This window comes from Pseudomonas sp. PAGU 2196 (assembly GCF_022179005.1).
Taxonomy (GTDB): Bacteria; Pseudomonadota; Gammaproteobacteria; order Pseudomonadales; family Pseudomonadaceae; genus Aquipseudomonas; species Aquipseudomonas kermanshahensis.
The window spans coordinates 161,291-174,985 of the sequence record NZ_BNTL01000020.1; the positions used below are offsets into that span (position 1 = coordinate 161,291).

Annotated in this window: 12 protein-coding genes; 4 read left to right on the forward strand and 8 right to left on the reverse strand. The window is 61.9% G+C overall.

From position 1 onward, the window contains the following. The first annotated feature begins 16 nt into the window (after window positions 1-16). On the forward strand, window positions 17-634 hold the full coding sequence (locus MFF34_RS18235) for a hemolysin III family protein (protein WP_027592440.1): 618 nt from the start codon (window positions 17-19) through the stop codon (window positions 632-634). A gap of 8 nt (window positions 635-642) precedes the next feature. Here the strand turns inward: MFF34_RS18235 and MFF34_RS18240 are convergent, their stop codons facing one another. From MFF34_RS18240 to MFF34_RS18250, 3 genes are all read right to left on the reverse strand, one after another. Next, window positions 643-1,362 (reverse strand): 16S rRNA (uracil(1498)-N(3))-methyltransferase, encoded by a 720-nt coding sequence (locus MFF34_RS18240; protein WP_085272272.1) that lies wholly within the window; start codon window positions 1,360-1,362, stop codon window positions 643-645. A gap of 129 nt (window positions 1,363-1,491) precedes the next feature. Further along, complete coding sequence (locus MFF34_RS18245) at window positions 1,492-2,898, reverse strand: adenosylmethionine--8-amino-7-oxononanoate transaminase (RefSeq protein ID WP_238215674.1); 1,407 nt, start codon at window positions 2,896-2,898, stop codon at window positions 1,492-1,494. A gap of 79 nt (window positions 2,899-2,977) precedes the next feature. Then, entirely contained in the window at window positions 2,978-3,469 is a 492-nt protein-coding gene (locus tag MFF34_RS18250; protein WP_238215775.1) for a hypothetical protein, read from the reverse strand. A 209-nt stretch (window positions 3,470-3,678) separates the two neighbouring features. Here MFF34_RS18250 and MFF34_RS18255 point away from each other — a divergent pair, with 209 nt between their 5' ends. The 3 genes from MFF34_RS18255 (at window position 3,679) to MFF34_RS18265 (ending at window position 6,950) form a co-directional block, all read left to right on the forward strand. Further along, window positions 3,679-5,565 carry a flavin monoamine oxidase family protein gene (locus tag MFF34_RS18255; protein ID WP_238215676.1) on the forward strand — a complete coding sequence of 629 codons (1,887 nt, stop codon included), beginning with the start codon at window positions 3,679-3,681 and terminating at the stop codon, window positions 5,563-5,565. Window positions 5,566-5,788: 223 nt separating this feature from the next. Continuing rightward, the gene (locus tag MFF34_RS18260; protein WP_099430628.1) at window positions 5,789-6,340 is read left to right on the forward strand and encodes a cytochrome b; all 552 of its coding nucleotides are present in this window, start codon (window positions 5,789-5,791) and stop codon (window positions 6,338-6,340) included. A 31-nt stretch (window positions 6,341-6,371) separates the two neighbouring features. Beyond that, window positions 6,372-6,950, forward strand: coding sequence for a YceI family protein (locus MFF34_RS18265; RefSeq protein ID WP_027592446.1), 579 nt, complete (start codon window positions 6,372-6,374; stop codon window positions 6,948-6,950). Window positions 6,951-7,021: 71 nt separating this feature from the next. On the opposite strand, the gene MFF34_RS18270 is transcribed toward MFF34_RS18265, so the two are convergent. From MFF34_RS18270 to metF, 5 genes are all read right to left on the reverse strand, one after another. Next, the gene (locus tag MFF34_RS18270; RefSeq protein ID WP_238215678.1) at window positions 7,022-8,575 is read right to left on the reverse strand and encodes a M60 family metallopeptidase; all 1,554 of its coding nucleotides are present in this window, start codon (window positions 8,573-8,575) and stop codon (window positions 7,022-7,024) included. A 150-nt stretch (window positions 8,576-8,725) separates the two neighbouring features. Beyond that, a complete protein-coding gene (locus MFF34_RS18275) occupies window positions 8,726-10,612 on the reverse strand; it encodes a DEAD/DEAH box helicase (protein WP_027592448.1) in 1,887 nt (628 codons plus the stop codon). 218 nt (window positions 10,613-10,830) lie between these two features. Next, the gene (locus MFF34_RS18280; RefSeq protein WP_238215680.1) at window positions 10,831-11,619 is read right to left on the reverse strand and encodes an ABC transporter substrate-binding protein; all 789 of its coding nucleotides are present in this window, start codon (window positions 11,617-11,619) and stop codon (window positions 10,831-10,833) included. A gap of 52 nt (window positions 11,620-11,671) precedes the next feature. After that, complete coding sequence (locus tag MFF34_RS18285) at window positions 11,672-12,748, reverse strand: hypothetical protein (protein ID WP_238215682.1); 1,077 nt, start codon at window positions 12,746-12,748, stop codon at window positions 11,672-11,674. Between the two features lie 93 nt (window positions 12,749-12,841). Further along, window positions 12,842-13,687, reverse strand: coding sequence for a methylenetetrahydrofolate reductase [NAD(P)H] (metF, locus tag MFF34_RS18290; RefSeq protein WP_027592451.1), 846 nt, complete (start codon window positions 13,685-13,687; stop codon window positions 12,842-12,844). Window positions 13,688-13,695: the final 8 nt, after the last annotated feature.

Below are 13,695 nucleotides of genomic sequence, written 5' to 3' on the forward strand. Positions count from 1 at the left end.
GGAGGTCTGTGTTTGCATGTATTACGGTGAACGCTTCAACGCCTGGACCCACTTGGTCGGCGCCATTCTGGCCTGCATCGGTGCCATCTGGCTGATCGTCGTCGCGGGCCTGCAGGGCGACCCCTGGAAGATCGTCAGTTTCTCCATCTACGGCGGCACGCTGTTGCTGCTCTACAGCATTTCCACCCTCTACCACAGCACGCGTGGGCGGGCGAAGGTGATCATGCGCAAGCTCGATCACCTGTCGATCTACCTGCTGATCGCCGGCAGCTACACCCCGTTCTGCCTGGTCAGCTTGCGCGGGCCTTGGGGCTGGAGTTTGTTCGGGGTGGTCTGGGGGTTGGCGGTGATCGGCATGCTGCAGGAGATCAAGCCCCGCTCCGAGGCGCGGGTGCTGTCGATCATCATCTATGCGGTGATGGGCTGGATTGTCCTGGTGGCGGTCAACCCGCTGCTGCGCAGCCTCGGTACCGCCGGTTTCGCCTGGTTGGCGGCCGGCGGGGTGTTCTACACGGTGGGCATCATCTTCTTTGCCTTCGACAGCCGCTTTCGCCACTGGCACGGCATCTGGCACCTGTTCGTGATCGCCGGCAGCCTGCTGCACTTCATCGCCGTGTCGTTCTACGTACTTTAGGCGCCGGGTTAAAAATCGCCCCACAACTGCTGTGCCACCGACAGCGCCACCACTGGCGCGGTTTCGGTGCGCAGCACGCGTGGGCCGAGGCGCGCGGCGTGGAAGCCGGCGGCCTTGGCCTGGTCGACTTCAGCGTCGTTCAGGCCGCCTTCGGGGCCGATCAGGAAGGCCAGGCGTGACGGTGTGTCGTGGCTGGTCAGTGGTTCGGCCACCGGGTGCAGGACCAGTTTCAGGTCGGCTTCGGTGGTTTTGATCCATTCGGCCAGTGTCACCGGCGGATGGATCACCGGCAGGCTCGACCGGCCGCACTGTTCACAGGCACTGATGGCCACCTGGCGCCAGTGGGCCAGGCGCTTGTCGGCGCGTTCGTCCTTGAGGCGCACTTCACAGCGCTCGCTGACGATCGGGGTGATTTCGTTGGCGCCCAGTTCGGTGGCCTTCTGAATGGCCCAATCCATGCGCTCGCCACGGGACAGGCCCTGGCCGAGGTGGATGTGCAGCGCCGATTCGGCTTGGCCAGCCAGGGCCTGGTCCAGCGTCACGCGCACGGTTTTCTTGCCGACTTCGAGCAACTGGCCACGGTATTCCTGGCCGCTGCCGTCGAACAGTTGCACGGCGTCACCGGGGGCCATGCGCAGCACGCGGCCGATGTAGTGGGCCTGGGCTTCGGGCAGGTCATGCTCGCCAAGGCTCAGGGGGGCGTCGATGAAGAAGCGGGACAGTCTCATGGTTCAGCTCGGACGAAAAGGGATCATGTGACCCTGTGGGAGCAGGTTCACCCGCGAATGCGAAGGTGGGGGCAACATCGCATTCGCGGGTAAACCCGCTCCCACAGGGTCGGCGGCGGGCTTTCGGGCCTAGCCCGGGTCGCGGAAATCGGGGTGGAAGTTGGCCGGTACGGCAACGCTGACGCTGTCGCGGGTGGCGATGTCGATGCCTTCGCTGGCCACCTCGGCGAGGAAGTCGATCTGCTCGGGCGTGATCACATACGGCGGCAGGAAGTACACCACGCTGCCCAGCGGGCGCAGCAGCGCGCCGCGGGTCAGGGCGTGCTCGAAGACCTTCAGGCCACGGCGCTCCTGCCAGGGGTAGGCGACCTTGCCGGCTTTGTCCTGGACCATCTCGATGGCCAGGGCCATGCCGGTCTGGCGGATTTCGGCGACATGCGCGTGGTCGGCCAGGTGCGCGGTGGCCGTGGCCATGCGCACGGACAAGGCCTTGTTGGCCTCGATCACGTTGTCTTGTTCGAAGATATCCAGGGTCGCCAGCGCTGCGGCGCAGGCCAGCGGGTTACCGGTGTAGCTGTGCGAGTGGAGGAACGCGCGCAGGGTCGGGTAGTCGTCGTAGAAGGCCTGGTACACGGTATCGGTGGTCAGGCACGCGGCCAGCGGCAGGTAGCCCCCGGTCAGTGCCTTGGACAGGCACAGGAAGTCTGGGCGGATGCTGGCCTGTTCGCAGGCGAACATCGTCCCGGTGCGGCCGAAGCCAACGGCGATTTCGTCGTGGATCAGGTGCACGCCGTAGCGGTCACACGCTTCGCGCAGCAGTTTCAGGTAAACCGGGTGGTACATGCGCATGCCACCTGCGCCCTGAATCAGCGGCTCGATGATCACCGCACTGATGGTGGCGTGGTGCTCGGCCAGGGTTTGTTCCATGGCCTGGAACAGGTTGCGCGAGTGTTCTTCCCAGCCCATGCCCTCAGGGCGCAGGTAGCAATCTGGGCTGGGCACCTTGATGGTGTCGAGCAGCAGCGCCTTGTAGGTTTCGGTGAACAGCGGCACGTCGCCCACCGACATCGCGGCAATGGTTTCGCCATGGTAGCTGTTGGTCAGGGTGACGAAGCGCTTCTTCTCGGGTTTGCCGATGTTCTGCCAGTAATGGAAGCTCATCTTCAACGCGACTTCGATGCAGGATGAGCCGTTGTCGGCGTAGAACACCCGGTCCAGCCCGGCTGGGGTCATGGCGACGAGGCGCTCGGACAGCTCGATCACCGGCTGGTGGCTGAACCCGGCCAGGATCACGTGCTCCAGCTGGTCGACCTGGTCCTTGATGCGCTGGTTGATGCGCGGGTTGGCATGGCCGAACACGTTAACCCACCAACTGCTCACGGCGTCCAGGTAGCGCTTGCCTTCGAAGTCCTCCAGCCACACGCCTTCACCACGCTTGATCGGGATCAGCGGCAGTTGCTCGTGGTCTTTCATCTGGGTGCAGGGGTGCCACAGGACCTTGAGGTCACGTTGCATCCACTGATCGTTGAGGCCCATGGGTACTTCTCCTGGCTTTGCTGCTGGCTTGGACCGCGTAAGCCTAAGCAAAGCTGGAGGGCACCACAACCGCTGGCGGTCAATGTCGTCGGGTACCGGTCCATTCGAGCTTACGAATGTGCACCGTGCCGGCCTGCGAGGTGGAGATGGTCAGGCGGCGGAAGGGGCCGTCGATGACTTGTTCATAAGGTTGAGTGGCAATAGGGCCGGGCCTCAAGTCCCGGTAGCCGCTGCCTTCGACGGTGAGCCAATAGAAGTTGCGAGGTGTCGGAGCGAGCAGGTCGTAATGATGGTTCTGCGCATCAAAGAGCATGTTCACGTTATCGTAGGGAAAATCACTCACCACGTAGTACTCCAGCCACAAGCTTTCGACTTCCTCTGTGAAAGCAATCTGGACTTCAGAGTGTTCGCCTATCACCAACTCAGTGCCATCCTCGCCCTTGAATGCCTCGTATAAGCCCGACCAGGAAGTGCTGCTGGAGAGAATGCTCAGGCCTGAGGGCATATCCAGTGGCTCCAGGTACCTGAGAAACTGTGGCACGACACCGGTGAAATGCTCCTCGAAGATCATGCGCAGGCCCTCCTGATGGGCTTTGGCGATTGTCGCCAGCATCGCCTACCCGCGTGTGACACGGCTACTGGCAAAAATGTCAGTTGCCAAAAGGACTTGATGTCGCCGTGCTGGCAGGGTTGGCAGAGCTGACGTATTCTTAACGCATCTCTCTGGGGGCATTCCTGCCTCTCATTATTTCTGTAACGTCTGACTCGGAGTTCGCCGACATGGCTGCTGCTTGGGTGCGCCTGTGCGCGTTGGTATTGATTGGTGTGTCCAGCGGTGCCGCGCTGGCAAAGGACAAAACACCTACGGCTATCGTGGTGGGTGGGGGCCTTGCAGGCCTCACTGCAGCCTATGAACTGCAGAGCAAGGGTTGGCAGGTGACGCTGCTGGAGGCCAAGTCGGGCATGGGCGGTCGCTCGGGCCTGGCCACCAGTGAGTGGATCGGCAACGCCAAGGCACAGCCGGTACTCAACCAGTACCTCGACCGTTTCAAACTTGAAACACTGCCGGCGCCAGAGTTCGTGCGTACGCCAGGCTACCTGATCGACGGTGAGTACTTCAGTGCGACGGACCTTGCTACCAAGCAGCCCGCCACTGCCGAGGCGCTCAAGCGCTATGAGAAAACCCTCGACGACCTGGCCCGTTCGATCGACGACCCGCTGAACCCCCAGGCGACCAGCACGCTGTTCGCCCTCGATCAGATCAACGTGTCTTCCTGGCTCGACAAGCTGCAACTGCCGGCCACCGCGCGTCAGCTGGTCAACCAGCAGATCCGTACCCGTTACGATGAGCCGTCGCGCCTGTCGCTGCTGTATTTCGCTCAGCAGAACCGCGTTTACCGTGGTGTCAGCGACCGCGATCTGCGTGCCGCGCGCCTGCCCGGTGGCAGCCCGGTGTTGGCCCAGGCGTTCGTCAAACAGCTGAAGACCATCAAGACCAGCTCGCCGGTCACTGCCATCGTGCAGGACAAGGACGGCGTCACCGTCAAGGTTGGCAGCGTGGGCTACCAGGCCGATTACCTGGTCATGGCTGTGCCGCTGCGCGCCCTGGCCAAGATCCAGATGACCCCGGGCCTGGACAGCCAGCACCTGGCGGCGCTCAAGGGCACCAACTATGGCTGGCGCGACCAGTTGATGCTCAAGTTCAACAAGCCAGTGTGGGAAAGCCGGGCCCGTATGTCCGGTGAAATCTTCAGTAACGCTGGCTTGGGCATGTTGTGGATCGAGCCGGCGCTGAAGGGTGGTGCCAATGTGGTGATCAACCTGTCCGGCGACAACGCCCGCCTGCTGCAGGCGTTTGGCGACAAGCAGATGGTCGACCAAGTGCTTATCCGCCTGCATGCGTTTTATCCACAGGCCCGCGGTTCGTTCACCGGCTACGAAGTCAAACGCTACAGCACTGACGCTGGCACCGGTGGCGCCTACCTGGCCTACGGCCCAGGGCAGATCAGCAAGTACTGGCGCCTGTGGGAGCGACCGGTGCAGCGCATCAGCTTCGCCGGTGAGCACACTGACGCCCTCTACCCAGGCACCTTGGAAGGCGCCCTGCGCAGCGGTCAACGCGCGGCGGGCCAGGTGCAGGACTTGCTGGCCGGCAAGTCGTTCGACCCGGCCAAGGCCGTACCGGTGGCAGCAGCAGCAGCAGGCGCCGCGGCGGCCAAGGACAAGGGCGGGTTCTTCTCCAACCTGTTCGGTGGTGCTTCTGACAAGGCTGAAAAGAGCGACAAGGTGGAAAAAGCCCCTGCCAAGGCCGAGCCGGTGAAAGAAGAGGCCAAGCAGGACAAGCCAGGTTTCTTCAAGCGCCTGTTTGGTGGGGCTGACAAGCCTGAGGTGAAAGCCCAGCCGATTGCCAAGGCCGACGAAGTGGCCCCGGCACCGGCGCCACAGGCCGCTCCAGAGCCGGTTGCACCGGCGCCTGTGGCCAAGGAAGCCGCGGTAAAACCTGCTGCTGCCAAGCCTGCCGCGACCAAAGCCGCGCCTGCCAAGCATGCCCCGGCACACAAGCCGGCGGCAAAACAGGCGCACAAGCCTGTCGAAGCGAAAAAGGCCACGGTCAAATCAGAGCCCGCGAAGAAGCCAGTGGCCAATACCCAGGCCAAGGCGGGTTGATTGACCGACAGTGCCGGCCTCTTCCTCCTGTAGGCGTAGCCTTGTGCTGCGAAGAGGCCGGCACTGGCAACCCTGAACTCACCGACTATCGTTAATGTTTCCTTAATAGGAAGCTTTCACAATATCCATCGGATTTCTCGATAATCCGAAGCAATTTTTTCCGCTTTTATTCGATACGTTACGCGTTAGTCTGTGCACAGCTTTCACGGGGAAACACGCCAACATGCAACTGCGCAATTCACCTTCTCGCTACGGCGTGGTCAGCATCATCCTGCACTGGGGTGTCGCGCTGGCAGTCTTCGGCCTGTTTGGCCTGGGGCTGTGGATGGTCGGCCTGGATTACTACGACCCTTGGCGCAAGTCGGGCCCTGACCTGCACAAGAGCATCGGCCTGGTGCTGCTGGCGGTGATGCTGCTGCGCGTGCTCTGGCGTTTCATCAGCCCGCCACCGCCGGCACCGGCCAACCACGGGGCACTCACCCGCGTGGCCGCTAAGCTGGGCCATCTGGCACTGTATGTTGGGCTGTTCGCGGTGATGATCGCCGGTTACTTGATCTCCACCGCCGACGGCGTCGGTATTCCGGTATTCGGCTTGTTCGAAGTACCGGCTCTGGTCAGCGACCTGCCCGATCAGGCGGACCTGGCTGGGGTGATCCATCTCTGGCTAGCCTGGGGCCTGGTGATTTTTGCCGTGCTGCATGGCCTGGCAGCACTGAAACACCACTTCATAGACCGTGACGCGACCCTGATCCGCATGCTGGGCCGCAAAGCTTGACTCTCAACCTCAATTGCAAGGAATAGAAAGGATGTTGAAAAAGACTTTTGCCGCTCTGGCGCTCGGTACTGCACTGTTCTCCGCTGGCCAGGCCATGGCCGCTGACTACAAGATCGACAAGGAAGGCCAGCACGCGTTCGTCGACTGGAAGATCAGCCACCTGGGCTACAGCTTCATTCACGGTACCTTCAAGGACTTCGACGGCAACTTCAGCTGGGACAGCGCCAAGCCTGAAGCGAGCAAGATCAACGTCGACCTGAAGACTGCCAGCCTGTGGTCGAACCACGCCGAGCGTGACAAGCACATCGCTAGCAAAGACTTCCTGGATGTGAAGAAGTACCCGGACGCCAAGTTCGTGTCGACCGCCGTCAAATCGACCGGTGAGAAGACTGCCGACGTGACCGGTGACCTGACCCTGCACGGCGTGACCAAGCCGGTCACCTTCAAGGCCACCTTCAACGGTGAAGGCAAAGACCCATGGGGCGGCGAACGTGCTGGCTTCAATGCCACCACCACGCTGAACCTGAACGACTTCGGCATCAAAGGCCCAGGCGCGACTTCGCAGACCCTGGACCTGGATATCAGCCTTGAAGGCGTGAAGCAGAAGTAATTCGCTTCATTTGAATAAAAACGCCGGGGATGAGCGATTGATGCTCATCCCCGGCGTTTTGCTTTGCAGTGTCAGAGATACGGGACCAGGTCAGTCAACCCCGCCGCAGGCGCTGGAAGGCCCAAGGCCTGCAGGGCATGCCATGTGGCATCGCTTATTGTGATGACTCCCCAATCCGCCAAATAATCAGCGAGGTTGCAGTTTGCGACCAGGGACAGGGAAGTGGCGAAACCGATCAAGTCGCCCGTGCATTGTGGATTGTCACGAATGTAGCGATCCCAGGCGGGCAGATAGTGGTCGCCGAAGCCCTTCCTGAGTTGTTCAAAAATGGCGAGGGAGTCTGGGGATTCCATGTATCGCTTCTGGTCGCGCGGCTTGGCCAGCCACGCTTTCAACGCCGGCCAGCGAGTAGGGAAAATGTCGCTGTAGTCGTGTTTGTGAACGCGCCCGACGGCAAGCGCGTAGATGTTTACCGAGTTCTCGCGGAACATGGGTGCGACGGCATTGACGACGTTCTGAAAGTGATGGCCGTACTCATGCAGCGTCACCCAGCGTTTGTGGGCTTCACCTGCAAGCAATGCGCACATGTATTCGTTACCTGGGTTACTTCCATGCGGCAGAAGGATCAATCCCGTTGTTGCGCTTGGGTTAATCGTCGACGCTGCCTCCACAGCGTGTATCCACATATCGCTACGCTGGTGCCTTGGCGATGAGCTGTCCAGGCCGCAGGCCTGTACGTGGATGCTCAGCACTTCTTGGTGGGAGCGGACAATGTCGCCGACATCGGCATTGGCAAACCGTTTGTAGGTATCGGTGTAGGCTGAAATGGCAACGCGGTCACCGACAAGCTGCACCTCGGACACAGCGTCGCTGCGCACGAGCATTTCTTGAAAGTCCGAAGGCGGTGTTTGGTGGAGGATGTAATACGGGATGGGTTGAAGCGCCTCGTCGAAAATCACTCGGCAGCCCGAAGTGCCGTTATTGCGGATATGTACCACGCCGCCCAGCGGATCGAGGGGCAGTGTGTTTTCCCCTCGCTGCAGACGATGTTCGCGCATGTTCTGGGTTTGCTGGCTGCGGTCCGTTTGCTGCGCCAGGCCCTGAATGCCGATCGTCACGGTAACATTGGAGTCATCACCCTCCAGAAAGACCGAGGCGCGGGTGTTCGCCGGAAGCTTGTAGCCGGTGGGTTTGTAATCTGCCCATTGAAGTAGCCATCGATAGGCTTGTTGATCTGCCTGTTTAGTCGGAGTCGGAGTGACCCAGACCGAGCGTGGGTGGACGAAGTAGCTGTTGGCAAGGACAGGAATGGAAGCTTCGCCATCGACGATGCGAACCAGGATTGTGTCTTTGCTTTTGAGGTAACTCGCAGGAACAGCGCCATTATGAAAGGTGCCATCGGGCTGCACACTGGCGATGCCTTTCCATCGGTTTTCTGAAAAGGCTTCGACTACGCCTTTTCTAGCTGACGTGCTGCCACGCACATCGATGCGGGAACCCGCTCTCAACGAAAGCGTTTCTATCAGCGGTCTTGAAGCTGCGATTTGTTCAATGGCGTGGGCGTCGATGCAGTCGATGAGTGCACGTTGCGCGTTGCGGTGCTGCTGGGTTTCTGTAGTGCGCACTTCTATTACTCAGTGGGGAGTGAGTAATTACGATGAGCGCAATGAAACGATGATGAAACTCGCAGGACTGCTAGGTTGCAGGGTGGGGGAGCATCCGCAGAATGCTATGCGGTGGGCCGTTAGCAGCCCACCGCATAGATCACTTCAATGTCAGCGATTGCGCGTCAGCAGCGCAGGTCGCTCGCCGCGTGGGCGGCTTGGCAGATCGTCCAGTTGCTCAGGCGTTGGGTAACGATCGAGCTTGGATTCCTTGCGGATGATCACTGGCTGGTTCTGCGGCTCACGCGAGCTGCGGACTGCAGGTTCCTGGCGCGCAGCATCATCGCGCGCCGGGCGACCGCGACCACCGCCGTTGTTGTCACGGCGTGCACCGCCGCCCGCGTTGTTGCGCGGTGGGCGTTTCTCGCCGCTGGCGCTGCGTGGCTGGCCACCCGTGCGAGGTTGGCCGCCGTTGTTGCTGCGCGGAGCCGCCGCACCTTGGCCCTGGTTTTGACCTGCGCCAGTGCCACCGCCAGGACGACGGTTACGCCCCTGGTTCTTGCCCTGGTACGGGCTGACGTAGTCAGCGCGGTTGCCGAAGTTGTCGACTTCGTCATCCAGGAACTCGTCCGGGGCACGGTCGGCCGGTGCTTTCGGTGTGCTGTTCTGGCTGGCTTGCTGCTGGCGTGGCTTGTTGTCACGCGGCTTGCGCTGTTGCGGCTTGTCGCCCGCCTTTTCCTTCTCGGCAGGCTTCTCTGCAGCGTGCTGCCGGGTCTTGCCCTTGTCCTTGCCTTTGTCCTTGCGGCCGCCGTTGGCGTCTTTGCCGCCTTCGCCGCGTGGCTGGTTGCGACCGCCACGGCCGGCGTTCTGCGGGCGTTCGCGCACTTCCGGCTTCTCGGCCTCGACCTGGCTTGCGTCGAAGCCCATCAGGTCGCCGTCAGCAATCTTCTGCTTGGTGACCCGCTCGATGCTCTTGAGCAGCTTCTCTTCATCAGGCGCGACCAGGGAAATGGCCTCACCCGAACGGCCGGCACGGCCCGTACGGCCGATACGGTGGACGTAGTCCTCCTCGACATTGGGCAGCTCGAAGTTGACCACGTGGGGCAACTGATCGATGTCCAGGCCGCGGGCGGCGATGTCGGTGGCAACCAGTACCCGTACCGCGTTGGCCTTGAAGTCGGCCAGGGCTTTGGTGCGGGCGTTCTGGCTCTTGTTGCCGTGGATCGCGGCGGCGGTCAGGCCGTGCTTTTCCAGGTATTCGGCCAGGCGGTTGGCGCCGTGCTTGGTACGGGTGAAGACCAGCACCTGTTCCCAGGCACCCTGGGTGATCAGGTGTGCCAGCAGCGCACGCTTGTGGCTGGCGGGCAGGCGGTAGATGCGCTGCTCGATGCGCTCGACCGTGGTGTTCGGTGGGGTGACCTCGATGCGCTCCGGGTTATGCAGGAGCTTGTCGGCCAGGTCGGTGATGTCCTTGGAGAAGGTGGCCGAGAACAGCAGGTTCTGGCGTTTGGCCGGCAGGCGGGCAAGGACCTTCTTCACGTCATGGATGAAGCCCATGTCGAGCATGCGGTCGGCTTCGTCGAGGACCAGGATTTCGACGTGGGCGAGGTCGACCTTGCCTTGGCCAGCCAGGTCAAGCAGGCGGCCAGGGCACGCGACCAGTACATCGACACCTTTGGCGATGGCCTGGATTTGTGGGTTCATACCGACACCGCCGAAGATACAGGCGCTGACCAGCGGCAGATCACGGGCATAGACCTTGAAGCTGTCATGCACCTGGGCGGCCAGCTCGCGGGTCGGAGTCAGGACCAGTACGCGAGGCTGGCGCGGGCCATGGCGCTGCGACTTGTCAGGGTGGCCACCCGGGAACAGGCGCTCGAGGATCGGCAAGGCGAAACCGCCGGTTTTACCAGTACCTGTCTGGGCGGCGACCATCAGATCACGGCCTTGCAACACGGCGGGAACAGCCCGCTGTTGCACCGGAGTCGGCTGGGTATAGCCCGCAGCCTCGATAGCGCGGACAAGAGCCTCGGAGAGACCGAGGGAAGCAAAGGACATGGGCAATCCTGTTCTCGTGTGGGCTGGGCCCGTTGGGATGTTCTGCCTGGCGCGACGGGCATCGGTGAGATGCGATCGCGTCCGGTCCAGCTTGGCTTTCACTGCACATCCAGGAAGCGGAGGGCTGACGCGATGGTGCGTCGTTGCCGATCGGGATGCCTGTTGCTAGGCCGAGCGTCCGGGCGTAAGCCTGGCGGGAAGGCCCGAGTATAACAGAGCTATCGCGACGTGCTGCTTTCCTGCTGCTCAACGGCGTTGAGAATGTTTCCGATGTCGCCTATGTAGCGGTGGCTGATAGCGGCGTAGGCGGGTTCCTGCTTGAAGCGTTGCAATTCTTCGGAGAACGCCTGGGCCAGTGCCTCGCGCCCGGGTTTGCGGGTCAGCCCCAGGTATTGCGTCTGTCGGCTGACCACCCAGGGCAGCTCTTCGATGCGTTGTTCAAGGCCCAGCTGGCGCATCAGGTAGCGCCCGACCCTGCGGTCGGTAATCAGCAAATCGATACGGCCCAGCAGAAGTTTGCCGAAGTTGGCTTCATGGGTAGGGGCTGATTCGCGGCGAAAACGCGGCGAATCGTTGAACGCGGCGCCATATGTGTAGCCGGGCGATGTGCCGACGGACAGGCCCGCAAGATCGTCCAGGCCGGTGACGGCATGACGGCGGCTGCGGGCCTGAAACAGCACGAACTCGACATCCGACATGGGCTCCGTTGGGTAGACCAGGTAGGGCCTGCGCGTGTCGAACTGGAAGACATCCACAATACCGTCGGCCAGCCCTTGCTCGATCATCGCCAAGCAGCGCTTCCAGGGCAGGAACTGCCATTCCACCTCTACCCCCAGGCGATTGAATACCTGGGTGGTCACTTCGTAGTCGATGCCCCGGGGTTGGCCGTCTTGCTGGTACACGTACGGTGCCCAGTCGTCGGACACCAGGCGCAGGCGTTCGGCCAGAGCCAACGGGCTCAGGCAGGCGAGCAGCAGGATCCAGAACAGGCGGGTGGTGGCGAACATGGCCCGCAGATTACGCGCTCGGCCTGCTCAAGGCCAGTGAAGCGGCGGCTGTTCAGGCCTGCGCCGACCTGAGCAGGTGCGCTTCGATAGCCTTGCGCTGCGCCCCGAGCGACAGGCGCAGGCCCGGCTGGCGCAGGCACTGGCGCAGCTGTTCGGGCTGGATGCGGCCGTTGCGCGCATTGAAATTCTCCAAGGCTTTGTCCCACCAGGCCGATGCACAGGCCCGGTCGAACTCGTTGGGGTAGGGGTAGCTGCCATACAGCAATTCGCGGGCAAATTGCCGCTCATGGCTGGGCAGGGTCAGGCTTAACGCCTTGTAGCCCAGCCGATGCAGGGTCGGCGGCCGCGGCAGTTGATCGTTGACCCGCGCGACATCGGCCAGTGCAGCTTCGCTCAACGGAGCATCGCCGTGTTTGCGCAGCCAGGCCTGGATCTTGGCGCGGAACTGGGCCTTGCGGCTCCAGTAGTGGTGGATGACGTCGGTGCACTCGGCCAGCTGCAGTTTGCGGTAGGCCGCCACGGCCAGGCAGAACTCTTCGAGGGTGTAGGCCTCGCGGGCCAGTGGGTAGAACTGGTCCATCATGGCGATGGAGTGGTCCAGTGCCTGCGCGTCTTCGGCGGTGAGCCCGATCACGCCCGAGTTGATCAGCGGCATCTGGCAATCGGCCAGGTCTTGGGCCTGGAGGACGGACAGCAGGTTCTTGTACAGCAGGCATTTCTGGTTGGCGCCGTAGCGCCCGCCGATGGCGTTGCACAGCAGATGGCCAGGCGCGACACGCTGGAACAGCCGCATCGGTGACTGACGGAAGAAGGTGTCGGTATCGATCAGCACCGCCATTGCATGCTGCGTCAGCACCTGACGCAGCAGCACATGCTTGCTGCGAAAGTGATAACCATGCGGGGCATTCCACGCCGCGCGCGTGGCGTCGTCGAGCAGGTGCAGTGTGACCGGCAGATTGGCATAGGGCGCGGGGTTGTCGGTGTAGACCTGAATATCCAGCGCCTCGCCTGCCGACACGTCCAGGTGGGCAAGGGCACTGACGATGCTGAAGCAGGCTTCCTGATGGTAGGTGGCCGGGCCGAAAGCCAGGTAGACGAGCTGAGGGCACGATGGCTGGGGATGCTGCATGTCAGGCAAGACCTGTATAACCCGAAAATAAATAAGGCCTTAGTCTATGACCAAAGCCTTAATCATTTCTTAATCAGATATTGCCAAAAAATTTCAGCGAGGCAGCTTCAGGTTGTTCCAGATCGCCAGGCTCGCTTCGGCCTGGTTCAGCGTATAGAAGTGCAAGCCCGGTGCGCCGCCTTGCAGCAGTTGTTCACACATGCGGGTGATTACTTCTTCGCCGAAGGCCTGGATGCTGGCGGTGTCGTCGCCATAGGCTTCCAGCTGCTTGCGGATCCAGCGCGGGATCTCGGCGCCGCAGGCGTCGGAGAACCGGGCCAGCTTGCTGTAGTTGGTGATTGGCATGATGCCGGGCACCACCGGGATATCGACGCCCAGTTTCTGCGCACGCTCGACAAAATAGAAATAGCTGTCGGCGTTGAAGAAGTACTGGGTGATGGCGCTGTCGGCACCGGCCTTGACCTTGTGCACGAAGTTGGCCAGGTCGATCTCGAAGTTGCGGGCCTGGGGGTGCATCTCGGGGTAGGCCGCCACTTCCAGGTGGAAGTGATCACCGGTTTCCTGGCGGATGAATTCGACCAGGTCGCTGGCGTAGCGCAGCTCGCCGCTGGCCATGCCCATGCCGGAAGGCAGGTCGCCACGCAGGGCAACGATGCGCTTGATGCCAGCAGCCTTGTATTCGGCAAGCAGGGCGCGCAGCTCTTCTTTGGTGTCGCCGACGCACGACAGGTGCGGTGCGGCAGGCACTTTCACTTCGCTCTCCAGCTGCAGCACGGTGTTCAGTGTGCGGTCGCGGGTAGAGCCGCCGGCACCGTAGGTGCAGGAGAAGAAATCGGGGTTGTAGGTGGCCAGCTGGCGGGCAACGCCCATCAGCTTTTCGTGACCGGCATCGGTCTTGGTCGGGAAGAATTCGAAACTGTAGCGGCGTTCTTGTGACATCTCTGTTT

Excerpts from the sequence above, each read along its gene's own strand:
- MFF34_RS18235 (WP_027592440.1), top strand. The coding sequence starts at position 17 with ATGTATTACGGTGAACGCTTCAACGCCTGGACCCACTTGGTCGGCGCC.
- MFF34_RS18240 (WP_085272272.1), bottom strand. The coding sequence starts at position 1,362 with ATGAGACTGTCCCGCTTCTTCATCGACGCCCCCCTGAGCCTTGGCGAG.
- MFF34_RS18245 (WP_238215674.1), bottom strand. The coding sequence starts at position 2,898 with ATGGGCCTCAACGATCAGTGGATGCAACGTGACCTCAAGGTCCTGTGG.
- MFF34_RS18250 (WP_238215775.1), bottom strand. The coding sequence starts at position 3,469 with ATGATCTTCGAGGAGCATTTCACCGGTGTCGTGCCACAGTTTCTCAGG.
- MFF34_RS18255 (WP_238215676.1), top strand. The coding sequence starts at position 3,679 with ATGGCTGCTGCTTGGGTGCGCCTGTGCGCGTTGGTATTGATTGGTGTG.
- MFF34_RS18260 (WP_099430628.1), top strand. The coding sequence starts at position 5,789 with ATGCAACTGCGCAATTCACCTTCTCGCTACGGCGTGGTCAGCATCATC.
- MFF34_RS18265 (WP_027592446.1), top strand. The coding sequence starts at position 6,372 with ATGTTGAAAAAGACTTTTGCCGCTCTGGCGCTCGGTACTGCACTGTTC.
- MFF34_RS18275 (WP_027592448.1), bottom strand. The coding sequence starts at position 10,612 with ATGTCCTTTGCTTCCCTCGGTCTCTCCGAGGCTCTTGTCCGCGCTATC.
- MFF34_RS18280 (WP_238215680.1), bottom strand. The coding sequence starts at position 11,619 with ATGTTCGCCACCACCCGCCTGTTCTGGATCCTGCTGCTCGCCTGCCTG.
- MFF34_RS18285 (WP_238215682.1), bottom strand. The coding sequence starts at position 12,748 with ATGCAGCATCCCCAGCCATCGTGCCCTCAGCTCGTCTACCTGGCTTTC.
- metF (WP_027592451.1), bottom strand. The coding sequence starts at position 13,687 with ATGTCACAAGAACGCCGCTACAGTTTCGAATTCTTCCCGACCAAGACC.